This window comes from Lapidilactobacillus salsurivasis, from assembly GCF_054785215.1.
Map to the genome: position 1 here is coordinate 210,967 of NZ_BAAABI010000004.1, position 25,315 is coordinate 236,281.

The 25,315-nt window shown below is 49.4% G+C and carries 30 protein-coding genes; 28 read left to right on the plus strand and 2 right to left on the minus strand.

Annotated elements, in window-relative coordinates; genetic code table 11:
- Positions 1-105: 105 nt before the first annotated feature.
- The 28 genes from glyA (at position 106) to sufB (ending at position 22,606) form a co-directional block, all read left to right on the plus strand.
- A complete protein-coding gene (gene glyA, locus ACYVSB_RS06875) occupies positions 106-1,344 on the plus strand; it encodes a serine hydroxymethyltransferase (protein WP_461218872.1) in 1,239 nt (412 codons plus the stop codon).
- A gap of 68 nt (positions 1,345-1,412) precedes the next feature.
- Complete coding sequence (gene upp / locus ACYVSB_RS06880) at positions 1,413-2,042, plus strand: uracil phosphoribosyltransferase (protein WP_125598573.1); 630 nt, start codon at positions 1,413-1,415, stop codon at positions 2,040-2,042.
- Positions 2,043-2,209: 167 nt separating this feature from the next.
- Positions 2,210-2,929 carry a F0F1 ATP synthase subunit A gene (atpB, locus tag ACYVSB_RS06885; protein WP_125598576.1) on the plus strand — a complete coding sequence of 240 codons (720 nt, stop codon included), beginning with the start codon at positions 2,210-2,212 and terminating at the stop codon, positions 2,927-2,929.
- A 30-nt stretch (positions 2,930-2,959) separates the two neighbouring features.
- Entirely contained in the window at positions 2,960-3,175 is a 216-nt protein-coding gene (gene atpE / locus ACYVSB_RS06890; RefSeq protein ID WP_125598579.1) for a F0F1 ATP synthase subunit C, read from the plus strand.
- 48 nt (positions 3,176-3,223) lie between these two features.
- Positions 3,224-3,757, plus strand: coding sequence for a F0F1 ATP synthase subunit B (atpF, locus tag ACYVSB_RS06895; RefSeq protein WP_461218873.1), 534 nt, complete (start codon positions 3,224-3,226; stop codon positions 3,755-3,757).
- Positions 3,738-4,295, plus strand: a complete 558-nt coding sequence (gene atpH, locus ACYVSB_RS06900) for an ATP synthase F1 subunit delta (RefSeq protein WP_461218874.1) — start codon at positions 3,738-3,740, stop codon at positions 4,293-4,295. The genes atpF and atpH overlap by 20 nt, the downstream gene beginning before the upstream one ends.
- Positions 4,296-4,324: 29 nt before the next feature.
- A complete protein-coding gene (atpA, locus tag ACYVSB_RS06905; protein WP_318531100.1) occupies positions 4,325-5,836 on the plus strand; it encodes a F0F1 ATP synthase subunit alpha in 1,512 nt (503 codons plus the stop codon).
- Between the two features lie 53 nt (positions 5,837-5,889).
- A complete protein-coding gene (locus tag ACYVSB_RS06910) occupies positions 5,890-6,822 on the plus strand; it encodes a F0F1 ATP synthase subunit gamma (RefSeq protein WP_125598591.1) in 933 nt (310 codons plus the stop codon).
- Between the two features lie 28 nt (positions 6,823-6,850).
- A complete protein-coding gene (gene atpD / locus ACYVSB_RS06915; RefSeq protein ID WP_461218875.1) occupies positions 6,851-8,266 on the plus strand; it encodes a F0F1 ATP synthase subunit beta in 1,416 nt (471 codons plus the stop codon).
- Positions 8,267-8,279: 13 nt separating this feature from the next.
- Positions 8,280-8,717 (plus strand): F0F1 ATP synthase subunit epsilon, encoded by a 438-nt coding sequence (locus tag ACYVSB_RS06920; RefSeq protein ID WP_125598599.1) that lies wholly within the window; start codon positions 8,280-8,282, stop codon positions 8,715-8,717.
- 147 nt (positions 8,718-8,864) lie between these two features.
- Positions 8,865-9,521: a YczE/YyaS/YitT family protein gene (locus ACYVSB_RS06925; RefSeq protein WP_461218876.1), complete on the plus strand. Its 657-nt coding sequence runs from the start codon at positions 8,865-8,867 to the stop codon at positions 9,519-9,521.
- Between the two features lie 192 nt (positions 9,522-9,713).
- Entirely contained in the window at positions 9,714-9,944 is a 231-nt protein-coding gene (locus tag ACYVSB_RS06930; protein ID WP_461218877.1) for a DUF1146 family protein, read from the plus strand.
- An 18-nt stretch (positions 9,945-9,962) separates the two neighbouring features.
- Entirely contained in the window at positions 9,963-11,264 is a 1,302-nt protein-coding gene (gene murA / locus ACYVSB_RS06935) for a UDP-N-acetylglucosamine 1-carboxyvinyltransferase (RefSeq protein ID WP_461218878.1), read from the plus strand.
- Positions 11,265-11,503: 239 nt separating this feature from the next.
- Complete coding sequence (mreB, locus tag ACYVSB_RS06940; RefSeq protein ID WP_461218879.1) at positions 11,504-12,493, plus strand: rod shape-determining protein MreB; 990 nt, start codon at positions 11,504-11,506, stop codon at positions 12,491-12,493.
- 14 nt (positions 12,494-12,507) lie between these two features.
- A complete protein-coding gene (locus tag ACYVSB_RS06945; RefSeq protein ID WP_461218880.1) occupies positions 12,508-12,693 on the plus strand; it encodes a DNA-directed RNA polymerase subunit beta in 186 nt (61 codons plus the stop codon).
- 18 nt (positions 12,694-12,711) lie between these two features.
- Entirely contained in the window at positions 12,712-13,017 is a 306-nt protein-coding gene (gene yidD / locus ACYVSB_RS06950; protein WP_125598614.1) for a membrane protein insertion efficiency factor YidD, read from the plus strand.
- Between the two features lie 3 nt (positions 13,018-13,020).
- Positions 13,021-13,239 (plus strand): DUF2969 family protein, encoded by a 219-nt coding sequence (locus ACYVSB_RS06955; RefSeq protein ID WP_125598617.1) that lies wholly within the window; start codon positions 13,021-13,023, stop codon positions 13,237-13,239.
- A 27-nt stretch (positions 13,240-13,266) separates the two neighbouring features.
- The gene (locus ACYVSB_RS06960) at positions 13,267-14,475 is read left to right on the plus strand and encodes an FtsW/RodA/SpoVE family cell cycle protein (protein ID WP_461218881.1); all 1,209 of its coding nucleotides are present in this window, start codon (positions 13,267-13,269) and stop codon (positions 14,473-14,475) included.
- Between the two features lie 93 nt (positions 14,476-14,568).
- On the plus strand, positions 14,569-14,916 hold the full coding sequence (locus tag ACYVSB_RS06965; RefSeq protein WP_461218882.1) for a cupin domain-containing protein: 348 nt from the start codon (positions 14,569-14,571) through the stop codon (positions 14,914-14,916).
- A complete protein-coding gene (locus tag ACYVSB_RS06970) occupies positions 14,913-15,215 on the plus strand; it encodes a cupin domain-containing protein (RefSeq protein ID WP_461218883.1) in 303 nt (100 codons plus the stop codon). Before ACYVSB_RS06965 ends, ACYVSB_RS06970 begins: the two co-directional genes overlap by 4 nt.
- Before the next feature lie 111 nt (positions 15,216-15,326).
- Complete coding sequence (locus ACYVSB_RS06975; RefSeq protein WP_461218884.1) at positions 15,327-15,608, plus strand: hypothetical protein; 282 nt, start codon at positions 15,327-15,329, stop codon at positions 15,606-15,608.
- Positions 15,609-16,556: 948 nt separating this feature from the next.
- Positions 16,557-16,874 (plus strand): hypothetical protein, encoded by a 318-nt coding sequence (locus ACYVSB_RS06980; RefSeq protein ID WP_461218885.1) that lies wholly within the window; start codon positions 16,557-16,559, stop codon positions 16,872-16,874.
- A gap of 102 nt (positions 16,875-16,976) precedes the next feature.
- Positions 16,977-17,279: a glycine cleavage system H family protein gene (locus ACYVSB_RS06985; protein ID WP_461218886.1), complete on the plus strand. Its 303-nt coding sequence runs from the start codon at positions 16,977-16,979 to the stop codon at positions 17,277-17,279.
- A 116-nt stretch (positions 17,280-17,395) separates the two neighbouring features.
- Complete coding sequence (gene sufC, locus ACYVSB_RS06990) at positions 17,396-18,184, plus strand: Fe-S cluster assembly ATPase SufC (protein ID WP_461218887.1); 789 nt, start codon at positions 17,396-17,398, stop codon at positions 18,182-18,184.
- An 11-nt stretch (positions 18,185-18,195) separates the two neighbouring features.
- Positions 18,196-19,524, plus strand: coding sequence for a Fe-S cluster assembly protein SufD (sufD, locus tag ACYVSB_RS06995; protein WP_461218888.1), 1,329 nt, complete (start codon positions 18,196-18,198; stop codon positions 19,522-19,524).
- Entirely contained in the window at positions 19,493-20,722 is a 1,230-nt protein-coding gene (locus tag ACYVSB_RS07000; RefSeq protein WP_461218889.1) for a cysteine desulfurase, read from the plus strand. The genes sufD and ACYVSB_RS07000 overlap by 32 nt, the downstream gene beginning before the upstream one ends.
- The gene (sufU, locus tag ACYVSB_RS07005; protein WP_461218890.1) at positions 20,719-21,174 is read left to right on the plus strand and encodes a Fe-S cluster assembly sulfur transfer protein SufU; all 456 of its coding nucleotides are present in this window, start codon (positions 20,719-20,721) and stop codon (positions 21,172-21,174) included. The genes ACYVSB_RS07000 and sufU overlap by 4 nt, the downstream gene beginning before the upstream one ends.
- Before the next feature lie 34 nt (positions 21,175-21,208).
- A complete protein-coding gene (gene sufB / locus ACYVSB_RS07010) occupies positions 21,209-22,606 on the plus strand; it encodes a Fe-S cluster assembly protein SufB (protein WP_461218914.1) in 1,398 nt (465 codons plus the stop codon).
- A gap of 189 nt (positions 22,607-22,795) precedes the next feature.
- Here the strand turns inward: sufB and ACYVSB_RS07015 are convergent, their stop codons facing one another.
- Both ACYVSB_RS07015 and ACYVSB_RS07020 read right to left on the minus strand, forming a co-directional pair.
- Positions 22,796-24,316 carry a hypothetical protein gene (locus ACYVSB_RS07015; protein WP_461218891.1) on the minus strand — a complete coding sequence of 507 codons (1,521 nt, stop codon included), beginning with the start codon at positions 24,314-24,316 and terminating at the stop codon, positions 22,796-22,798.
- On the minus strand, positions 24,313-25,179 hold the full coding sequence (locus ACYVSB_RS07020; RefSeq protein WP_461218892.1) for an ATP-binding cassette domain-containing protein: 867 nt from the start codon (positions 25,177-25,179) through the stop codon (positions 24,313-24,315). Before ACYVSB_RS07020 ends, ACYVSB_RS07015 begins: the two co-directional genes overlap by 4 nt.
- Positions 25,180-25,315 lie beyond the last annotated feature (136 nt).

Here is a 25,315-nt window from a genome sequence, read left to right on the forward strand (position 1 = left end):
TAGTCGTGAGTGGACCAGGAAGCAGCGTGAGTTTGTTCGCTGGTTCCTTTTCTTTCGCTTATTTGCGGAAATCGGTATAATATGAGTGACAAGGAGGGGTTGCGTTTGGATTATATTGAAAAGGATCAAGAAGTTTGGGCGGCGATTCATCGCGAAGAGCAACGCCAGCGACGAAATATTGAATTGATTGCTTCAGAAAATGTGGTTTCCGAAGCGGTGCGCCGGGCCCAAGGTAGTGTTTTGACCAATAAGTACGCGGAGGGTTATCCTGGTCACCGCTTTTATGGTGGGTGTGAGTACATCGATCAGGTTGAAGATATCGCCATTGCCCGCGCTAAGAAATTGTTTGGCGCGGAATATGCTAATGTTCAACCACATTCTGGCTCGCAGGCAAATGAAGCCACTTATCGCGCTTTGTTAAAGCCAGGTGATCGGGTGCTCGGGATGGATTTGACTGCAGGCGGTCATTTAACCCATGGTTCACCGGTGAACTTCAGCGGTCAGACTTATGAATTTCACAGCTATGGAGTCGATCCCGAAACGGAGCAGCTGGATTATGCGGCAATTTTGGCACAAGCCCAGGCGGTTCAGCCGAAACTGATCGTGGCCGGAGCTTCAGCTTACAGCCGAACAATTGATTTCGCGGAATTTCGGCGGATCGCTGATGCGGTTGGCGCGCTATTGATGGTGGATATGGCCCATATTGCGGGGTTGGTGGCCGCTGGGGTCCATCCAAACCCCGTCCCATATTGCGATGTGGTCACGTCGACGACCCACAAGACGTTACGTGGCCCTCGCGGTGGGTTGATCTTGGCCAAGGCGAAGTATGCCAAGCAGCTGAATGCGGCGGTCTTTCCCGGGACGCAGGGGGGACCGTTGGAGCACGTGATCGCCGCCAAAGCCATTGCCTTTGGTGAAGATCTGCAACCGGAATTCAAGGATTACGCGGCGCAGATCATCAAGAACGCCCAGGCGATGGCCGAAGTGTTCAACGCTGATCCCACACTGCGCTTAGTCTCCGGTGGCACGGATAATCATTTATTGCTCCTTGACGTGACCGGAACCGGGTTGTTTGGTCGGGATATTCAAGAACTGATGGATTCGGTCCAGATCACGTTGAACAAGAATACCATTCCTTTTGAGCAGAATGGCCCCTTTAAGACATCGGGGATCCGCATTGGCACGCCAGCAATCACGACGCGTGGGATGAAGGAAGCTGACGCCCGTCAAGTAGCGCAATTTATCTTAGCCGTTTTGCAGAAACGTGATGAACCTCAAACAATCAATCGGTTACATCAGGAAATCAATGCTTTTGCTGAAAGTTTTCCGATAAATTGGGGCTAATCAGGTAGCTATTTAGGCTTAACTAGCATATCATTGATATGATTTAAATATTGAAAGGTGGCAAAAGTATGGGAAAGTTTACGGTTTTGAATCATCCGTTGATCCAACACAAGTTAACGATCATTCGTGACAAGTCAACGGGTACAAAGGTTTTTCGTGAGGTGGCCAACGAGATAGCGGAATTGATGGTTTATGAGATCACCCGCGATCTGCCCTTGACTGACGTCGAGATCGAAACACCAATGGGAAAAACCGTTCAAAAACAATTAGCTGGTAAGAAACTGGCTGTCGTTCCAATTCTACGGGCTGGCTTAGGCATGGTCGATGGGGTCCTAGAATTGATTCCAGCGGCAAAAGTCGGTCATATCGGGATGTATCGTGACGAGAAGACCTTGGAACCCCATGAGTATTTCGTTAAAATGCCGCCAGATATCGATCAACGGATCCTGTTTATCGTGGATCCAATGCTGGCGACTGGTGGTTCGGCCAACATGGCGATCGAGGCCTTGAAGGCTCGGGGCGCGAAAAGTATGCGTTTAGTTGTTTTAGTGGCGGCGCCTGAGGGAGTTAAAGCCGTTCAGGATGCCCATCCAGATGTGGATATCTATGCCGCGGCTTTGGATGAAAAATTAACTGAAACTGGATATATCACGCCAGGTTTAGGCGATGCCGGTGACCGCCTATTCGGTACCAAATAAGGCTTTATTCGATAAAGCCCTTACAAAGCCAACTTTTCTTTGAATTTTATTTTTGCTGGTGGTAGTATGAAGGTTGTGTTTTCTGAACATGGTTTAGAGGCTGAACACAGTATTGCCGTCAAGCTTGACTTGCCGGGATTCATAGATTGTTGGGAAGGAGGCGCGCTTTGGAGAATAAATATCAATACCTAACTTTTTTAGGACTTACATTTAATGTGGCCAACTGCCTTTCAATTATTTTGACAGCACTGGTCGTCTTCTTCCTTGTTTTCTTCCTCTCACGGAAGATCACAATGAGGCCGGGTAAACGCCAAAATGTGTTAGAGTATTTGATTGATTTTAGTAATGGGATCGTGAAGTCGATCATGCCAGGTGATGAGGGCAAACCGTTTTACTTCTATATTTTCGTCTTATTCCTTTTCTTGCTCGTTTCGAACATCTTAGGGCTGTTTCTCGAAATTAAAGTCAATGGCTTTACTTATACGAAATCACCGACGGCAGATCCAATGGTCACGATGCCACTGGCTTTGATGTCCTTAGTTCTCTCGCACTATTACGGTGCTGAAAAGTATGGGTTCAAGGGATACTTAAGTAATTTCGCTCGCCCAGTCGGTTTCATGTTGCCCATGAACCTGATTGAAGAGTTTACCAATTTCCTGACTTTATCGTTACGTCTTTATGGGAATATCTTTGCTGGCGAAGTTTTGATTGGATTGTTAGTGATGATGACTCAAGGTGCTGGTTTGTCTGGCGTCTTCGGGAGTATCGCCGCGATTCCATTGATGATGGTCTGGCAAGGGTTCTCTGTCTTTATCGGTGCGGTACAAGCTTATATCTTTGCCACATTGACTTGTGTTTACTTCTCGCGGAAAATCACCCGAGAATAAAGTTTTAACAAACTAGGAGGAATTTACAAAATGACTAAATATGTCGCTGCTGCTATTGCTGCAGGTATTGCTGCCTTAGCTACTGCCTATGGTAACTCAAAGGTTATTTCTAAAGCTATTGAAAGTATGGCGCGCCAACCAGAAATCGCTGGCGAGATTCGGAGCACAATGATCATTGGGGTTGCCTTGATTGAAGCGGTTCCTATCTTAGCAGTCGTTGTTGCCTTCATCATCCTTTTTGTCTAATAATCATTGTGACACCAATTTTTATTAGATTAGAAGGGAGCGTTGTTCATGGCAAATGGATTAGTTATTGCTGCCAAGGCTACCATAATTAACGGTAGTACCGGCGACTCGCTTATTCTGATCATAGCTTTCATTCTGTTATTGATTCTGTTGAAACATTTCGCTTGGAAACCGGTCGTTAAAATGATGGACGATCGCCAAAAGAAAATCTCAGATGACCTCGATGGCGCTGCTGATTCTCGGGCTAAAGCTGAAGCGATGGCCGCCAAGCGTCAAGCAGAATTGAAGAATTCTAAAGCTGAAGCAATCCAAATTGTAAATACCGCCAAAACAAATGGTGAGAAACGCCGTGATCAAATCGTCACCGACGCCCAAACCGAGGCTGCGCAAGTCAAGGATAAGGCGCACGCGGACGCGGATCAGGTTCGGACCGAGGCCTTAAATAGCGCTCGTGCCGAGGTTGGTCAGATCGCGATCGATATCGCTGAATCACTGATCAAGAAGGACTTGGATACCCAGGATCAACAGAACTTGATCGACGCGTATATTAAGGGGTTGACGAATGCCGATGAAACAAAATAAATTTTCAATGGCAAAACGTTACGCCAAAGCCCTTTTTGAATATAGTGACGAACAAGATCAATTGGCAACCGTCTATCAAGAGTTGCTGACGATCCAACAGGTTCTGCAAGAAACACCGGATTTTCTGGCGGTGATGAAGCTGGATTCCGTCACTACGGCGGAGCAAGTCAAACTTGTGACGACACTGGCGCAACCATTCTCGCAAACGACGCAAGACTTCTTGCATCTTGTTTATGATTATGGGCGTCTCGCCGACTTAGATTTGATTATTGCCGAGTTTGTCGAACGTTACAATGCGACGCAGGGGCTGGTCATGATCCATGCGGTCAGCGCCACCTCTTTGTCGGTGGCACAACGTCAACAGATCGGTCAGGCTTATTTACAACGTTTTAATGGAAAGAGCGCCCAAGTCACCAATACGGTCGATCCCGATTTGATCGGCGGCGTTATCGTTGAAGCCGAAGGTCGGCGGATCGATGGCAGTATTAAGACGAAGCTACTCAAAATGCGGGCGTTACTAGCTCAGCCACTTAGATAAGTTACGAGAGAAAAAGTGAGGTGAATCGGTTGAGCATCAAAGCTGAAGAAATTAGTGCATTAATCAAACAACAATTAGCAAATTATCAAGACCAACTCAAAGTTGAAGAGATCGGCACAGTCACGTATGTTGGTGATGGGATCGCGCGGGCTCATGGCTTGGATAACGCCATGGCCAGTGAGTTGCTCCAATTCTCCAACGGCTCCTATGGGATTGCCCAGAACTTGGAAGCCAATGACGTTGGGATCATCGTCTTAGGTAAGTTCGATGATATTCGCGAAGGCGACACAGTTAAGCGGACTGGTCGAATCATGGAAGTTCCTGTTGGGGACGAAATGATCGGGCGGGTCGTGAATCCTTTGGGTCAACCGGTCGATGGTGCAGGTCCGATCCATACTGAGCGGACACGGCCAATTGAAAGCCCCGCACCTGGGGTTATGCAACGGCAATCCGTCGATCAACCATTACAAACCGGTTTAAAGACGATCGATGCTTTGGTTCCAATCGGTCGTGGTCAGCGTGAGTTGATCATTGGTGACCGGAAGACTGGTAAAACATCGATCGCGATCGATACGATCTTGAACCAAAAGGGTCAAGATACGATCTGTATTTATGTGGCGATCGGTCAGAAACAATCAACCGTTCGGGCGCAGGTGGAAACATTACGTTCCTTTGGCGCGATGGACTATACGACAGTTGTCGTCGCAGGTCCTAGTGAACCCGCGCCAATGCTGTATATCGCGCCATACGCGGGTTCCGCGATGGGCGAGGACTTCATGTATCGGGGCAAGCATGTTTTGATCATCTTTGATGATTTAAGCAAGCAGGCTTCCGCTTATCGTGAAATATCCTTGCTGCTTCGGCGTCCGCCTGGTCGTGAAGCCTATCCTGGGGATATTTTCTACTTGCACTCACGTTTATTGGAACGTGCGGCCAAGCTGAGTGATGAATTGGGCGGTGGTTCAATGACTGCCTTGCCAATTATCGAAACCCAGGCTGGGGATATTTCTGCCTATATTCCAACCAACGTGATTTCAATCACCGATGGTCAGATTTTCTTGGAAAGCGATTTGTTCTATTCTGGTACACGTCCCGCCATGGATGCTGGTAACTCAGTTTCTCGGGTTGGGGGCGCGGCGCAGATCAAAGCGATGAAGAAAGTTGCCGGTACTTTGCGTGTGGACTTGGCTTCTTATCGTGAATTGGAATCATTCGCCCAATTCGGTTCTGACCTAGACGAAGCGACTCAAGCGAAATTGAATCGTGGCCGCCGGACGGTTGAAGTCTTGAAGCAACCATTACACAAACCACTGCCTGTCGAAAAACAAGTTGTCATTCTCTATGCGTTGACCCATGGTTTCTTAGACAGTGTTCCTGTTGATGATATTCAACGGTATCAAGATGAGCTTTTTGCGAATTTCGATAGTAATCATGAAGATCTGTTGACAGAGATCAAGACAACTGGCAACCTTCCTGATGAAGCTAAAATGGACGGTGCGATCAAGGCCTTCGCTGAAGGTTTCACCCCATCGGCTAATTAGTGTTGATCAGTTGCGTGTTTTTCGATTTAGTGAGCAAAGGAGTGGTGAAGTAATTGGCTGAATCATTGATCGATATCAAACGGCGGATCACTTCGACCAAGAAAACCGGTCAGATCACCAGCGCGATGCAGATGGTCTCCGGGGCGAAGTTGATCAAGCTGGAAGATAAATCAAAGAATTATCAAATCTATGCCAAAAAAATACGGGAAATCGTCACCCATCTTGCTGCTAATAAGGTTTTAGAACTTGCAGTGATGCGTCAGCACGCTCAAAGCAAAACTGGGACCACCGAAGAAGATGTCCTCTCTTTGAGTAATCTTCTCGTTGAACGACCAGTTAAGAAAACCGGTTACTTGGTGATTACCAGTGATCGGGGCCTGGTCGGTGGTTATAATAGCAATATTTTGCGCTCGGTGATGGATATTTTGTCCGACCATAAGGATCCTAGCGAATATGCCGTCATGGCAGTCGGTGGGATGGGCGCGGAATTCTTCAAGGCGCGCGACATCCAACTCGCTTATGAGTATCGTGGTGTCAGCGATGTTCCGACCTTTAATGAGGTCCGGGAAATCGTTAAAACAATGGTGACCATGTTTGATGATGGTGTTTTCGACGAACTTTATGTTTGCTACAATCACCACGTCAACTCCCTGTCATCAGCGTTTCGAGCTGAGAAGATGTTGCCGATCACCGATTTAGATACCGACAAAGTCAATGATGACGCGGCGACGGAATATTTAGCAGATCCTTCTGTTGACGTTGCGTTGAACGCCATTTTGCCTCAGTATGCTGAGAGTTTGATTTTCGGCGCGATCATGGACGCCAAAACGGCGGAGCACGCTTCGTCGATGACGGCCATGAAGAGTGCCACGGATAACGCCAATGATCTGATTCGGGACTTGTCGACACAGTTGAACCGTGCGCGGCAGGCTCAAATCACAACGGAAATCACCGAAATCGTTGGCGGTGCTGCAGCATTAGAATAATCATAAAAGATGGGAGGAATTAAAACGCATGAGTGTTGGTCATATTGTTCAAGTTATTGGACCAGTTGTTGACGTTGAGTTTCCCCTCGATGAAGGGTTACCTGATATCAACTCTGCATTAAAAGTAACGAAAAGCGACGAGACGACCGTTGTTTTGGAAGTTGCCCTTGAACTGGGCGACGGTGTAATGCGGACAATTGCGATGGAATCCACCGATGGCTTGCAACGGGGAATGGAAGTAGCTGATACTGGCGCGCCCATCTCTGTGCCGGTTGGTAAGGAAACATTAGGCCGGGTTTTCAACGTTCTGGGCGATACAATCGACTCAGGACCGAAATTCGGCGCTGATTTCCGTCGCGATAGTATTCATCGAGAAGCGCCTAAGTTCGAAGAGTTGAGTACGAGTTCTGAGATCCTTGAAACTGGGATCAAGGTTATTGATCTATTGGCGCCTTATATTCGTGGTGGTAAAGTCGGCTTGTTCGGCGGTGCCGGCGTTGGTAAGACCGTCTTGATCCAAGAGTTGATTCATAATATTGCCGAAGAGCATGGTGGGATCTCTGTCTTCACCGGTGTTGGTGAACGGACGCGTGAAGGGAACGACCTTTATTTCGAAATGAAGGGTTCCGGTGTTCTGGAGAAAACAGCCATGGTGTTTGGTCAGATGAATGAGCCGCCTGGTGCCCGGATGCGGGTTGCCTTGACTGGTTTAACGATCGCGGAATATTTCCGTGATGTTGAAGGTCAGGACGTCCTGTTGTTTATTGACAACATTTTCCGGTTTACTCAGGCTGGTTCTGAAGTTTCGGCATTGCTAGGTCGGATGCCGTCAGCCGTTGGTTATCAGCCAACTTTGGCGACAGAAATGGGCCAATTGCAGGAACGGATCACTTCGACTAAGAAGGGTTCCGTCACATCGATCCAGGCGATCTATGTGCCTGCCGATGACTACACTGACCCGGCGCCAGCGACTGCTTTCGCCCATTTGGACGCGACAACGAACTTGGAACGTAAATTGGTTGAACAAGGGATCTACCCAGCCGTGGATCCGTTGGAGTCTTCGTCAAGCGGTTTGGATCCCCAAATCGTTGGTCAAGATCACTACCAAGTTGCCACCCAAGTCCAGCATGTTTTACAGCGATATCGTGAATTACAAGATATTATCTCCATCTTAGGGATGGATGAATTGTCAGATGACGAGAAGATCTTAGTTGCGCGAGCGCGGAAGATCCAGTTCTTCCTCTCGCAAAACTTCTTCGTCGCGGAAGCCTTTACCGGTCAACCAGGCGCGTATGTGCCCGTTAAAGATACGGTAGCTGGCTTCAAGGCGATTCTTGATGGTCAATATGATGATTTACCTGAAGATGCTTTCCGAAACGTTGGGAAGATCGAAGATGCGGTCGCAAAGGCTGAGAAGATGGGCTATCATCATCAAGCAAACTAAGGGGGCGTGAGCAATGGCAACTTCACAGAAAGTGTTGACAGTTAATATTGTGACGCCTGATGGCTTGGTCTACGATCACCACGCAACCATGTTAGTGGCTTGTGCCGTTGACGGTGATTTAGGGATCATGGCCAACCACGAACCGATCATCGCGCCTTTAAAAATTGGGGAAGTCCGGGTCAAACGCACGGACAATCCTGATCACGAAGATGCGGTGGCGGTCAATGGTGGTTTTCTTGAGGTCAATGATAATGTGGCATCAATCGTCGCTGATAGTGCGGAACGTGCGCGAGATATTGATTTGAAGCGGGCGGAAACAGCCCGCGAACGGGCCGAAAAGAAGATCAAAGTTGCCGAAGCGCAGCATGATATTGACGAGGTTCAACGGGCGCAAGTCGCGTTGAACCGGGCAATCAACCGGATCAATGTTTCCAAACACCGTCGTTTCTAGCGGCGTGTCAAAATATAATGAATTTTCAAGGTCGAGCTTGCTCGACCTTTTTTTATTGGCGTAAATGGGTTAAACTGAACATATTCGCTTGGTGACGCTTAGATTCTGTTAACCAGCGAGAATGAGAAAAGGATCGGGTAGTTGCACGTGCACTCACAACAAGATTTTCCGCGACGCCTAGGCTATTTGGTGTTTGCGATTGTGCTAGACGCCGCCGCCAACGCGTTAATGATCAATAGCAATTTAGGCAGCGCCGTTTGGACGGCTTCTGGGGTCAATCTGGCCCAAGCATTGCAGGTTTCTTATGGGACAACTTTGTTTGGCTACGCTTTAGTGGTCACGGTGGCCAATCAATTTCTTTTGCGGCACTTTGATGGTCGCATGCTGATTTCAAACTTGATTTTCTCGTTACCCTTTAGCTACTTGGTCAATTTCTTTGTCTGGCTTTATCAGCCCCTTGCCTTAGGGCAGTTGCCTTTATTCTGGCGGCTACTCGTCAATTTGCTGGGGCTATTCGGGGTGGCCGCGGGGGTTTCGATTTACCAGCGCGCGAATGTGGTGCAGCATCCCAATGACGAACTGGCCTATTTGCTGCGTTTCAAGTACCTTCACGGGTCGGCAGTCTGGGGTCAATTGCTGAGTTATACGCCGCCGATCCTGGTGATGTTGGGGTGCCGGCTAGTGACGGGACATTTGACCGCCATCGGGATCGGAACCTTTTTGGCGCTGACCGTCCAAGGATTTGTGATTGGTTGGTCTGACCAGCATTTGATTCCATCGCTGAAACACCACTATTCTTTTTGATTGACTGGGCTTTCTGGTCGCCGTTACGCTGGACGGGCCTTGTGGTCACAAGCTAAGCGAAACATCATCCCCGTGTAGCGGGGGACATGAGATTAGCGGTTAGGTTCGCGTTTTCCCAACAAAAAAGTAAAAAATACGCTGATCGATCATGAAATATGATAGACTGGGGTATAATCATTTGGAGGGCACAACATGAGTTCAGTTACAATTACGGCATTATTTACGATTTTGTGTCACTTGGCTTTTATTTATCTGGCGTATCAAGTGTTGGATGTGATTCGCTTTGATGTTTTTTTGCATAGTCACCAAGAGGGTAAGGCTCGTTTATTGCGGGTGATCCTCGCGATTGCGCTTGGCTTTGCGGCCAGCTCGTTCCTACTTTCAGTTATCAACAACTTGAGCACCGTTTTCTTTGGGCTCTGATCAACATAAGGAGTTTATATGGAAGAAATCATTATCAATGGCGGTCATCGCTTGCAAGGCACTGTTGAAATCGACGGGGCTAAGAACGCGATTTTACCGATCATGGCAGCGAGTCTGCTAGCGACAGAAGGTGTGACAGAGATTGACGATGTGCCGATTCTGGCCGATGTTTACACCATGGCTGCGGTGCTGGAGTCATTGGCCGCAGAAGTGGCGTTTGACAAGAACAGTCAAAAACTGCGGATCGACGCCAGTAAATCCCTAAATTATGAAGCCCCCTTCGAATTGGTTTCACAAATGCGGGCGTCCATTATTGTGCTAGGGGCGTTGTTGGCTCGCCTAGGTGTTGCCAAAGTCGCCATGCCTGGTGGCTGCGCCATTGGCTCGCGACCCATCGATCTGCATTTGAAGGGGTTGCGACAATTAGGCGCGCGCATCACCCAAAACGGTGGCTACATTGAAGCGCGCGCGCAGAAATTGATCGGCGCTGATATTTATTTGGACTTTCCTAGTGTCGGGGCCACAGAGAACATTATGTTGGCGGCGACCTTGGCGGAAGGCACGACTTTTATCGAAAATGCGGCGCGGGAACCTGAGATCGTTGACTTGGCCATCATGCTAAGCGAGATGGGCGCCCATATTTCTGGCGCTGGGACTGAAACAATCAAGATCGTTGGCGTCAAGAAACTGCATGGGATCAGTCATCAGGTCGTTCAGGATCGAATCGAAGCCGGGACAATGATGGTGGCCGCCGCGATCACCCAGGGGCACGTTCTGATCAAAAACGCCATTGGTTATCATAATCGCCCCTTGATTTCTAAATTGACCGAAATGGGCGTTAAAATTGACGAGCGCGATGATGGGATTTTGGTTGAAGGACCAGAAAAGTTGCGACCGGTCAATGTTAAGACGATGCCCCATCCAGGTTTTCCGACGGATATGCAACCGCAAATGACGGTGGCGCAGTTGTTGGCTGATGGGGTCAGCGTGATGAATGAAACGGTGTTCGAGAATCGGTTCATGCACATGAATGAGTTGCGTCGGATGAACGCGGATTTTGAGATTGAAGGAAACACACTGCTACTCCATGGACCTGCCGATTTGCGCGGCGCTCAAGTTGAGGCGACCGATTTACGGGCGGCGGCCGCATTGGTTTTGGCTGGGTTAGTCGCGGATGGTGAAACGCGGGTCGGTCAGTTGCAATACCTAGACCGCGGTTATTATTTATTGCATCAAAAGCTGAGTTTATTGGGCGCCGATATTCGCCGCGTTGAGGTTGATGCTAGTGGTGAAGAACATCCGGTTTTGTCAGCGATTTAAGTAAAATCAAATAGTTCAGCACCAAGTTTGATCGGGCGTAAACGAGTTTAACTCTAACGCCCGATTTTAGCGGGCACCGCCAAATCCACCAATGAAGCAAATGAAGCTAATGAAGTTAGGGTAGTCACGTAAAAAGTCTGAATATTCTTTAAACTTTCGTGAACCTATCCCTGAGCGTCTTGGTTGGACTTGGGAAATGTGATATAATTTTTCAGTGAATAGCGAGAGGAGCAACAAATATGGCTAAAGATATCGGGGTCGATCTGGGGACGGCCAATGTACTGATCAATGTCCGCGGGAAGGGCATTGTCTTAAACGAACCATCTGTCGTCGCAATTGACACAACGAATGGTAGCGTCGTTGCCGTGGGCGAGGATGCTTATAAAATGGTTGGTCGGACGCCAGGCAATATTCGCGCGATTCGCCCGTTAAAAGACGGGGTAATCGCTGATTTCGATATTACCGAAGCGATGCTAACGTATTTCATCAATAAATTAAACGCGAAATCATTTATGTCGAAACTGAATATTTTGATTTGCTGTCCAACCAACATTACTTCTGTTGAGCAGAAAGCGATTGTGCAAGCGGCGCAGGCAGCCGGTGGCAACAATGTTTATCTGGAGTTGGAGCCAAAAGTCGCGGCGGTCGGCGCGGGGATGGATATTTTCAAACCCCAAGGTAATATGGTGATCGATATCGGTGGCGGGACCAGCGATATTGCAGTGCTTTCCATGGGCGAAGTGGTCACTAGCCGTTCATTGCGTCAAGCCGGGGATAAGATGGATGCGGCGATCGTCAATTATGTTAAGCAGAAACATAATTTGCTGATCGGCGAACGCACCGCCGAAACCATCAAGAAAGAAATTGGCACCGCCTATGAACCTGAAGAAGACGCCACATTAGAAGTTCGCGGGCGTGATTTGGTCGATGGCTTGCCGAAAGAAATTACGATTGACGCGGTTGAAGTGGAACAAGCCCTTCACGAAAGCCTGATGAATATTGTCGCGGCGGCCAAAGAAGTCCTGGAACAAACGCCACCGGAATTGTCGGCTGATATTATTGATCGTGGGATCATGTTGACCGGCGGCGGCGCCTTACTAAAGGGCATCGATCGCCTCTTCTCGGATCAATTGAAGGTTCCGGTTGTCTTGGCGGAAAATCCACTGGATTCTGTTGCGTTAGGCACTGGCATGTTGCTCGACAACATTGCCCACCATCAACAGCATTAAGCGGAGTGATTTGATTGAAGTTAAAAGTAGATAAAGAACATGTGCTTTCAGTACTCCGATTTCTTGGGATTACTTTGTTAGCCATGGTCATCGCGTTGTTGGTGGGAAGCGTGATCGGTTACGGGATTTCCGGCAAGGGGAATCCGTTTCAAGTTTTCTCACCAAAAACATGGCAGCATGTGCTTGATTTTTTGCGTTAGAATGGAAGGAGTTCGTTGATGCGGCGATTCTTGATTGGCGTGGTCCGCTTTTATCAGCGGTATATTTCCCCATTGTCGCGGCCGCACTGCCGTTACTATCCCACTTGTTCGAGCTACATGGTGACGGCGTTGACGAAGCATGGCGCCTTTAAGGGAACACTCATGGGGATCGCGCGGATTTTGCGGTGCAATCCCTTTGTTCGTGGCGGGTTTGATCCGGTTCCGGATCACTTCAGTTTACGCCGTCATCCTCATCCAGAATTGTTTGAAGATGAGATCATTGCTGCGAAATTTCACCCCGATAAAGTCCAGCCAAAGGAGTAAAATATGACAAAAGTAACCCGTCCCGTTGAGATTCGATTAGTTGATCAAGATGACCAGCATTGGCAAGTAGAAACTGGCCAAGGTCATTTTATTGGACGAATCGAGCAAGATGGTAAGAAATTCTTGAGCTTTTACGGTTCAGAAGAACAAGCTCATCGTCATCAGAACCTTGATGAAGCAACTCATGAGCTGATCATGCAGTTCAATTTGCACCAACATTGATTGGTGCTGACGTAAGGTAGGGAAAGTATGCCAGTAGAGAAACATTCAGAAGAGAAAAGATCGAATCGCATAGATTACGGTGTTCTTTTTTCGGTGATGATGCTGGCCATTTTCAGTATCGTTGCCGTTTATGTCGCGACTTATCATGATAGCACGGCCAGCAGTCCGATTCGCGCGGCGATCATGCAAGTGGCTTGGTATGTGGTTGGCGCCATCGCGGTGGTGGTAATCATGCAATTTGACGCCGAACAGCTGTGGAAGATTGCCCCCTATGTCTATGGAATGGGGATCCTCCTCCTGTTAGCAGTCTTGGTTCTGTATGATCGTCAAACTTTTACCAACACCGGCGCGAAAAGTTGGTTCAAATTCCACTCGTTCACGTTTCAACCGTCTGAGGTGATGAAGCCCGCCTTTATTTTGATGCTGGGCCGCGTGGTGACGGAACACAACGTGAAGTACCCCACCCATAGTGTGAAAACCGATTTCCTGCTCTTGGGGAAAATGCTTGTTTGGACGGTACCGGTGGCCATTTTGCTGAAATTGCAGAATGACTTTGGGACCATGCTGGTTTTCTTAGCTATTTTCGCCGGGGTCACCTTGGTTTCCGGCGTGACTTGGAAAATCCTATTGCCGGCAATTTCCGCGGTGGCGGTGATTGGTGGCGGGGCCATCTATCTGGTTACTCAAGACTGGGGTCAGACTTTCTTGCGCTCAGTTGGCTTTAAGACCTATCAATTCAATCGGGTCCTGAATTGGCTGAATCCGTCACAAGATACGAGTAACAGCGGGATGCAACTTTGGCAAAGTATGAAGGCGATTGGTTCGGGTCAAATGACCGGCCGTGGTTTCAATAACATTAAAGTTTACGTTCCCGTTCGTGAATCCGACATGATTTTCTCCGTGATTGGGGAAAATTTCGGCTTCCTGGGGAGTTGTGCCTTGATTTTGTTGTACTTCTTGCTGATTTACCAGATGATCAAGGTAACCTTCGATACGAAAAACGAGTTTTACGCTTACGTTTCGACCGGGGTCATTATGATGATCCTCTTCCACGTTTTTGAAAATATTGGGATGAGCATTGGCTTGCTGCCATTGACCGGGATCCCGCTGCCGTTTATTTCGCAGGGGGGCTCGGCGCTGCTCGGTAATATGATCGGCATTGGCTTGATCATGTCGATGCGTTATCATTACAAGAGCTATATGTTTACCAACAAAGAGAATGAAGAGTTTGACTAAACGTGTGCCGCGCTGGTTTTTGGCGCGGCATTTTTGCGTCGTGTTCAGGCTCGCAAGTTAACGTACTGAATTTAATTTGGAAAAGGTGATCAAATGTCATTAATTAATAAAATCCCTGCGGAAAAAGTTCTAGATTTTCGCCAAGAGGTGCCGATCGAACCAGAACAGATGCTTAGCAAAACCTTGGTTCAGCGTGATTCCTTAGGTATCACGGTTTTTGCTTTGGATCAAGGCCAAACGATCCAGCGACACCAAACAAACGGCGACGCGTTGGTCAATCTTTTGTCCGGCGTGGCGAAAATCACGATCGGGACCCAAGATTATTTGGTTCATGCTGGCGAAAGTCTGCTCATGCCCCAAGGCATCCCCCACGAACTGCACGCCGAGGAAGCCTTCCAGATGTTATTAGTTGTGGTCAAACCCGAAGGAGCCCAGGTATGATCTATGATTTAGCGGCGCTGGTCAATTATCATGACCAGCAGATCACCAGTTGCGAATTGACTGAGAAATTCGGCCTGCCCGCGGCCACGACCCTTTATGCATTTGCGGCCGGTGAGACAATCAGCGCCGAACAAAGCCCGCAAAACAAGCTGTTGTATGTCCTTGAAGGGGAGCTAACGGTTGTCACCGATCAATCGCTGACGATTCAATCAGGACAGCTCTTGACCTTGGCGGCTGGCGTCACTCATCGGTTGGTGGCGAATCAACCTTGTAAGTTTTTGCAGATCGAATTAGGCTAGACGTTCAGATTGCTGAACGCCTTTTTGCTTGATTGCAGGTTTTGGTGGGTGCTGCGCGTGGACGCAACCGGCTGGGACTGCTGTTGCGGACTGGAACGTGGTGGGCATCGTTTGAAGCCAATTCCAAAAGCGGGAATTGTCTTCAAATCGAGCCTTGTCCTAAGCGGCAAAGCCGCCAAGGACAATTTCACCACTGAGCCGCGCAGTCCCAGCCGGTTGCTGAACAGAATTGAGCCTATCTGCAATCGAAGTGAGGAATCTGACGAAGTCCTTTTGCAAGCTAGAGGTTCAAAACAATCGCCAATATTTTTGGTGGTACAGCAATACCAACTGGTTTTGATCAGGAAGTCGGGACACTTTATGCAGACTGAACATCTCTGTCTGTTTTCTTAACGATCCTTGGGTGGAAGCCGACCGAATCAGTGATTAACCAAGGACTAGCTTTGTTTATCAGGCGGATTGTACCGGAGTCACCAATTTAAAGATTGTAATCACTAACCACGGCCGTTAATTGCGGAGCGCCCTCATCAATTGGCCATAGCTGGCTAGCTGGCAGGAGCGCGCAAATGGCTGTTAAAACGTTGAGCGGCTGGAGCGAAGCGTGGCGTTGAAACGTGTTCGCCGACCCAGCTTCTTCCGCTTAGCTACGCAATTGTTCCGGAAGCAAAGTGCGGCTTCCATAACAATTGCTAGGCTAATGCTCAGGAGCTACCCGGGTCGGTTCGCACTCTGGCGTTGGTGGGCTGTTTACTAGTTGGCGGAAGGTCGGGCTGGGGGTGAGTCAGCCGCGAAACGTGTTCGCCGACCTAGCTTCTTCCGCTTAGCTACGCAATTGTTCCGGAAGCAAAGTGCGGCTTCCATAACAATTGCTAGGCTAATGCTCAGAAGCTGCCCAGATCGGCTCCCACTCTGAACCAATTATTGTTGGCGATTTATCGCCTACAATAAGGCCGAGCTTGAAGATTTTCGGTGGGTTTCCGAAAAGCTTCAAGTCGTGCCCGCAGCGTTCCACCACCCCCAGCCCGACCTGGAGCCCCACCACACCTGCAATCCACCAACGCCACGCGCAGTCCCAGCCAGTTGCTGAAAATAATTGTGCCTATCTGCAATCGAAGTTGGGTATCTGACGAAGTACTTTTGCAAGCTAGAGGTCAAAATAATCGCCAATTTTTTTGGTGGTACAGCAACACCAACTGATTTGGATTAGTTGGCTGGTACAGTTTACATTGGTTGGCCATCTTTACCTGCAAGTTAGACAATCCTTGGTGCAATCGACTGATTCAGCCAAGTCATCAAGAACTTGCCTGAGTTTATCAGACAGACTGCACTGGTGTCACCAATTTGAGAATTGTAACTACTAACCACGGTCGTCATTTGCGTGGTCTCCCATTAATTGGCGATAGCTTGCCAAATGGTGGGAGTGCTCAAACGGCTGTTAAAACGTTGAGCGGCTGGAGCGGAGAAATTCGGGGTGAGCTCGCCGTGAAATTGACCTTAGCGGTTTACCGCTTAGGTCAAGGCCTGATTTTGAGACAAGCCGCGCACTTTGCGGGTTGGCTCAAAACAGCGCCCACAGCGAGCTCACCCCGAATTTCGCAGCGCAAGCTGCGGCCAACCTACTTTCATGGCGATTTAAGTAATCTCAGCGAAAATCAGTAACAAAAAATAAGTAAAACTGAAATGAAAAAAGCAGCTGTGTTATAATGCAACTAGTAAAAGTAATTTAGCTTGTGTACGATCAAATTATTGGAGGATCTCAAAATGGCGGAACAAACATATTTTTGGCAAGAGAAAATGGCTAATGGCCAAATCAAATTAGGCTTGAACCAAGCCGCACGCGAAGAACTGGGCCAGGTCAAGTACGCGGAGTTACCGCAGGTCGATCAAGAATTGGCGGTTGGCGACACGTTACTTGCGGTCGAGGCGCAAAAAATGGTCCAGGATTTACCCACACCGATTGCTGGACGGATCGTGGCGACCCACGAGGCGTTAACAACCACGCCTGAACTATTAGATACGGATGATGACCAAGAGAATTGGATCGCGATCGTTGCCCAAGATTAAAGGTTAACTGCCTAATATTCTAGAGTTGCTTTATTTTTGGACTGCTGGTCAGGCAATATTTTAAAGCGCTGGAAGTTACTAGTTTTCAGACTATTTTTGATAAAGAGAGGTTGCTTATGTCAGTTTTAGAAGTGCGCGATCTACACGTTCGTGTTGATGATCAGAATGAACATAAAGAGATACTAAAGGGTGTCGATCTGACCATGAAAACCGGAGAGATCCATGCGGTGATGGGGCCCAATGGTACCGGGAAATCGACCTTATCTGAGACGATCATGGGGAATCCGCGCTATCAGGTGACTAGTGGCGATATTCTGTTGGATGGGGTCAGCTTGCTGGATAAGCCGGTGGACGAGCGGGCGCGGGCCGGGCTGTTTCTAGCGATGCAGTACCCAGCGGAGATCGTTGGCGTGACTAACGCGGAATTCATGCGGGCCGCGATCAATGCCCGCCGTCCTGACGATGATCCGATTTCTGTGCGCCAGTTCATCAATGAGCTTGATCACAATCTGGCGTTGCTGGACATGAGCGAAGGCATGGCTGAGCGGTATTTGAATCAGGGTTTTTCTGGCGGTGAGAAGAAGCGGAATGAAATTTTGCAATTGTTGATGATCAAACCGACGTTCGCGATTTTGGATGAGATCGATTCTGGCTTGGATATTGACGCGATGAAGGTTGTCGCTAAAGGGGTCAACTCCATGCGGGGCGCAGATTTTGGCTCACTGATCATTACGCATTATCAACGTTTATTGGATTATATCAAGCCTGATGTGGTCCATGTGATGATGGGCGGACGCGTGGTCAAATCTGGCGACGCCGATTTAGCGCGGAAGCTGGAAGACGAAGGTTACACTGGTTTGCGGGACGAACTAGGCCTGGATATTCAATTAACGGATGAGAACTAGGGGGTGTTGAGATGGTTCGTGTAAAACCTTTCACCACAGCGGCCGAACTAGCCACGTTCAGTGCAGCTCATCATGAAACGGCATCATTAGCAGCGTTACGTCAACAAGCGCTGGTGGCCTATCCACAGTTGCCCTTACCAACGTTTGAGAAAATTCGCTATCAACGTTGGCCGCTTTTTAATGGGGATTTGACGCCTGAGCAAGCTGCCAATCAAACGGCGAAGTCAGCGCCAGCGGTCACGTTAACGACCACTGACGCGGCTGACCAGGAACCGGCGATGATCCAGCAGCTAGATCTGCAGGCGCCGCGGGTCCAGTTATCGGCTGAGGCTCAAGCCCAAGGTGTTGTCGCGCTAGATTTCTTTCAAGCGCAACGAGAATATCCGCAACTTTTCGCTAAGTATTATGGGACCCTGGCAGCGCCGGCGTTGGCCAATCGTTTGGCGGCGTTCCATACGGCGGCAGTCAACGGCGGGTTGTTGATCTATTTGCCAGCAGGCGTGAAATTAACGGCGCCGCTGACTTTAGAACTCACACAAAGTGGGGACACTGGCCAATTGTATGCGCAACATCTCTTGCTGGTTGCCGGTGAAAATAGCGAAGCGACGATTTTGGCGACGCGGCAGACCACAACCGCCGGCAGCGCTAGCGCGAGTATTGTGGAAGAGTTGATTCTCGAGCAGGGGGCGCGGCTACGTTACACTGCCATTGATGGCTTGAAAAATACCACCTATCTTGCGCGGCGGGCCTATCTTTTCGCCGACGCACGGATCGATTGGGCGCTGGGCGAGATGAATGATGGCGATATCGTCACCGATTTCAATACCGATTTGGTCGGCAATGGCAGTCAGGCTGATTTCAAGGCGGTGGCGATCTCGACGGGCAGCCAGTTCCAAGGCATCACTACGCGCTTGACCAATTACGGCCTGCATACCGTGGCGAATATTTTACAGCACGGGGTGATCTTGTCTGACGCCACGCTGACCTTTAATGGCGTGGGTCACATCGTCAAAGGCGCTTGTGATTCCGATTCTCAACAAGAAAATCGGGTTTTGATGTTATCACGGACTGCCCGGGGTGACGCGAATCCGATTTTACTAATTGATGAAAATGACGTTCGCGCTGGCCACGCCGCTTCAGTTGGCCGGGTCAACGAAAGTCAGATGTATTATTTAATGAGTCGTGGTCTGTCGAAAGACTTGGCCGAGCGGCTGGTGATCCGGGGTTTTCTGGGTTCTGTTTTGACGGAGATCCCGGTGGCCGCCGCTCGCGCCGCCTTGACTGCGACGATTGAAAGGAAGCTTATTGATGGTCAACGACATCGCGATCGCGCGCAATGATTTTCCGATTTTGAAAGAAGTGGTCAATGGCCAGCCCTTGGCCTATTTGGATAACGCCGCGACCACTCAAAAGCCGCAAGCGGTGATCGACGCGCTGGTTCATTATTACCAGCATGATAACGCCAATATCCATCGGGGGGTCTATACCTTAGCAGAGCGGGCCACCGAGCAATATGAGGCGGTGCGCCAACAAGTGGCGACTTTTATCAACGCGGCCAGCGTCGCCGAGATTATTTTCACTCGGGGGACGACCACCAGCTTGAATTGGGTGGCCCAGAGCTATGCGCCGACGATTTTGCAAGCAGGCGATGAGATCGTCATCTCGATCATGGAACATCACAGCAATCTGGTCCCTTGGCAACAAGTGGCCCAACGTACCGGCGCGAAGTTGCGTTATGTAGAGTTGACCGCCAACGGCGAATTGGACCTGGCTCAATATGGTGATTTGCTGAATGCGCGGACGAAGATCGTCTCTTTGACCCACGTTTCCAACGTGCTGGGCACGATCAATCCAATCAAGAAAATGGCCGCCATGGCCCATGCGGTTGGCGCCACCGTGGTGGTTGATGGCGCTCAGGCCACCGGTCATTTCCCAGTGGATGTTCAGGAACTAGACTGTGACTTTTATGCCTTTTCTGGTCATAAAATGTATGGGCCAACCGGGATCGGCGTCCTTTATGGTCGGAAAGCGTTGTTAGCGGCAATGCCACCAGCGGAATTCGGCGGCGAAATGATCAACTTGGTGACCCGCCAAAAAACCGACTTTAAGCCGGCGCCGGCTAAATTCGAAGCAGGGACCATGCCCATCGCCCAAGTCATCGGTTTAGGCGCGGCCATCAGTTACTTGCAACATCTAGGTTGGCCAGCGATCAGCGCCCGAGAACAACAATTGACCGCGCAAGCTTATCAGGAGCTGACGGCGATCACCGGGGTGACCATTTACGGTCCAACTGAGCCGACGCGGCGCTCCAGCGTGTTGTCGTTCAATTTACAAGGACTGCATCCCCACGACTTAGCGACGGTATTAGATCTGCAAGGCGTGGCGATACGCGCTGGTCACCATTGCGCACAACCCCTAATGACCGATCTGGGTGTTAGCGCCACGGCTCGGGCTAGTTTCGCGTTTTATAATAATCAAGATGATCTGCGGCAATTGGTCACCGCCGTGCAAGCAGCAAAGGAGTTCTTTAAATTATGAATTTAGGCGGATTGAATGACTTATATCGGCAATTGATCATTGATCACGCTCAGCATCCGCACCATCACGGGGAGTTGCCCGCGGCCAGTCAAACGATCACTTTGAATAATCCCACTTGCGGTGACGTGATCAAGCTGGCGGTGACCTTTGCGGACGACCGCATCGAGCAGATCGCCTTCAGTGGTGAGGGCTGTTCAATTTCGCAAGCTTCCGCCAGTATGATGACCGATCTGGTTCAAGGCCAGACCCTGACGCAAGCAAAAAAAGAAATCCAAGTTTTCTTGGAAATGTTGATGGAAAATCCAGCGGCGACCCAAGATGACCCAGATGAGCTGTTAGGGGACGCGGCAGTTTTAGCGGCGGTAGTCAAATTCCCCGCGCGGATCAAGTGCGCCACCTTGGCTTGGAAAGCCTTAGAACAAGCCATCAGCGAGGAGGAAGCCCATGAGTGAGACGAAGACGAAAAACACCAAAAACAACGAGGAAATGACCAACAGTGTGCCAGCGTTCGTTGACTATGATTATGGCTTCAGCGATGATGTCAAGCCGGTTTTCTCCACCGGTCGCGGATTAACGGAAGCAACGGTGCGCGAGATCTCCGCGGCCAAGCATGAGCCCGACTGGATGTTGCAGATTCGCTTGCGTGCTTACAAAACCTATTTGAAAATGGCGATGCCTGATTTTGGTCCCGATTTGTCGGGCTTGGATCTGGACAACATGTTGTATTACCAAAAGGCGACGGACCGTCAGTATCGTGATTGGGATCAAGTCCCGTATCAAATCAAGGACACTTTTGAGCGCTTAGGCGTGCCCGAGGCGGAGCGGAAGTATTTGGCCGGCTCTTCCGCCCAGTATGAGTCCGAAGTGGTTTACCACAACATGCGCGACGAATTTGAAAAACTAGGGATTGTTTTCATGGATATGGATTCTGCCTTGAAGGAATACCCGGAAATGGTCAAGGACTATTTCGGGTCCCTGGTTCACATGAATGACAACAAGTTTGCAGCTTTGAATACCGCCGTTTGGTCCGGTGGCACCTTTATTTATGTACCGAAAGGGGTCAAAACCGAGATCCCGATCCAGTCCTACTTCCGGATCAACGCGGAGAATTCAGGTCAATTCGAGCGCACGCTGATCATTGTGGACGAAGGTGGCAGCGTGAACTACGTGGAGGGTTGTACCGCGCCGAATTATTCCTCGGATAGCCTGCACGCGGCGGTCGTCGAAGTTTTCGTCAAACGGGAAGCTTATTGCCGCTACACCACCATCCAAAACTGGTCCAAAAACGTTTATAGCTTGGAAACCAAGCGAGCGCAAGCGCTGGAAGACGCCACGATGGAGTGGGTCGATGGCAATCTCGGTTCAAAAATCACCATGAAATATCCCAGCGTTTACCTCGATGGCCGCGGCGCTCGTGGCACCATGTTGTCCATCGCCGTGGCCGGTGAAGGCGTGATCCAAGATAATGGCGCCCGCATGATCCACGACGCCCCCAACACCTCCAGCTCAATCGTCTCCAAGTCGATCTCCAAAGATGGCGGCGCCGTCAATTATCGCGGCACCGTTCGCTTCGGCCGCAAAAGCGATGATTCCTTCGCCCACGTGGAATGCGACACGATTTTGATGGACGAAAAATCTAAGTCCGACACTGTGCCCTTCAACGAGATCCTCAACGGCAATGTCGCCATGGAACATGAGGCCAAAGTCTCGAAAATTTCCGAAACCCAATTGTACTACCTGATGAGCCGCGGCATCTCCGAGGCCAAGGCCACCGAAATGATCATCATGGGCTTCGTCGAGCCCTTCACCAAACAACTCCCGATGGAATATGCCGTCGAGTTGAACCGACTGATCAGCTATGAGATGGAAGGGTCAGTAGGATAAGCACCTGCCTGGCGTCATCAACATTGAACAATCAATGTTGATGACGCTTCTTTTTTTGAAAAGAGCAGACGAACTACAAGACTTAAGGCAACACCCAGCAAGGAACGTTTGGCCAAAAAAAGCAGCGACTTCCCAGCCACCAGAAGCAACCGGGAAATCTCTGCTTTTTAGTTTTTTGTCAGATCAGTCTTAGGATAGCGCTAAATCAAGTCCCAGCAAGATCAGCATCAGGACTGCATAGACGCCGCTGGTCAGGGTGATCATGCTGCGGCTCAAGGGGAGGAGCCCAGTTGCGCCATTTAAATAGGCGAACCAAAAGACAATCATGATGACCGAAAACGCGCGGCCATTATGGGATAGGAATCCTAATAATTGGGCCAAGAGAACCAACGTTAAGCCAAAGACTACAAGAAGTGGCGAGCTGGCGAGATTCTTCAAGGCTACCGGTAAAACTAACAGCCAAAACAAGCTAACGCCAGCCAACAGTTCCACCAGGCGCTGGCGCCGTCGTCCATTGGGCACGGTTGGAGCCCAATCATCAACGCCGGATGATTGACAACGACTTCCTAATGCGCAAAATAGCGGTAAGGCCAACAGGACAATTAGCGGCATTAACACTTGCTGTGCAATCTTTGCTGGTGTGAAAATTGTCGCGATCCAAATAAGCGCGATCAATCCTTTATTCCAGTTTGTCAGTTCTGTCAACAGCAGCCAAATTGTCGATTTGAGTAGGCTGACGACTGAAAAATGGCGTTCACTGACTGGTTGAGCTATCAAGGGAGCAGGCTGTTCCGATATATCACCCTCGTATTTCTGATCTAGATTACCGGTAGAAGGGGCAGCGTGTTTGATCCTCAAAGGCCACTTTTGGAAAATCAAAGCAGCAGCAATGAGCACGAATCCCAACGCTAATCCCAACTGCAATAGCATGGCGACAAAATCAGCGGCATCAAGCCTGACCGCAGGAATCAGCAAATTTCTTTGCCCCACTTGAGTCTTAGTTGGACTGCCAATAATTTGGAGTACCTTCAGGACATGGCCAGACGTATTCAAACTGGCTTGATTCAAGGTGTGGTATAAATAACTCGAGCCAGATGGATTCAATGTTTTTGACCAAAGAACTTGATCGGAACTGGCCGCATTAAACATCAAGATGCAAAAAGTGACAACCACATTACCAAAATTACCACGGGTCAGAGGGAAGGCCTCACAGAAAAGCGCAACTGCGGCAATTAGGACTAGTCCGGGAAGCAGCACCAAAAAGGGTGATAAAAATTGTCCGAGACTGATCGTTTCTCCGGGGAATCTAACCACCACCATGCCCAAGGTCCCCAGCATGACGACGGCCCAAATGACCAGCAGCAAGAGTAAATTTGATAAGAATTTTCCGAAACAATAGCTTAAGCGTGGGAAAGTAACAGAACGCATGATGGCAAAAACGCCCGTTTGCCGATCGGTTTCCAACGAATTCTTGACCAACACAAAACCAAAAATTGGTAAGAAGAAACCAGTCATCAGCGCGGCGCTGATCGGCAACCAAGAGGGATTGTCGGCTTGGCGGTAGATGTTAGGGTCCAGCAGTAAGATCGCAATCGCGCTATGAGCTTGGGGCGTGGCAATGACCGCTAAGAATAACGTGAGGATCACGCCGCCTAAGAAGGAACTTCTTTTGGATCGTTCTAGAAAATCGGAGCGCATTATTCGAATCATTGGATAATACCTTCCATCATCGCCAAGCTAGCGTCCTCTAAACGAGGGGCAACGAGCTGCGCGTTAGTTGATGGCGACTCTTTGGCAATGACACGAATATGGGTCCCGTCGATTGCCTGGACGATCGAACTAACATTGTGGTCGTTTCTAGGCACTTGGCCAAAGGGGAGCACGTCTTCCCAGACATAATTCTTGACCCGATCGATCAGGGCCATTGACGTCCCTTGATAGACAAACTTACCCGCTTTCAAAATCAATAGTTTCGTCGCTGCTGCTTCAATGTCGGAAACGATATGGGTCGATAAAATGACAATTCGGCTGGTCGCAAGTTCACTCAAAATATTCCGCATCGTTGCTCGCTCCATCGGGTCCAACCCCGTTGTCGGTTCGTCAACAATAATGATCTGGGGATCGCCCAATAACGTCGCTGCCAGGCCAACGCGTTGGCGCATCCCACCAGAAAAATCTTTCAACTTGGTTTTTCCGGTCTGACTCAAGTGAAACTGCGCCAGTAATGTTGAAATTTGCTGCTTGCCCGCTTTGGCGGGGATTCCCTTGATCGCGGCAATGTAGTTAAGGTACTGGCGCGCCGTCAAATTGGGGCAATAGGGCACCTGTTGCGGCAGATAGCCCAGTAACGCGCGCATTTTGCGAGGATTTTCCAAAATATTCTGCTGATCAAGGAGAACTTCGCCACTGGTCGGTTTGAGCAGTGTCGCTACTATCTTGATGAGCGTTGATTTACCCGCCCCATTAGGACCGATCAAGCCAATTAAGCCGCCAGTCGTTAAGGAGGTACTGACCCCATCCAGGGCAACATGATCGCCAAAGGTCATCGTTAAATTATTGATCGTTAGTTCCAACTTGAATCCTCACCCTTCAACCTAAAATAAAAATCTGGAACATAAAGCCCATCGTTTTTGGTTAGCCTCACCAACCTGCCCAAGAAGTACCGCGTCATCAGAACCGTCAGAAAATCCAGTCTGTTCGGAATTATTT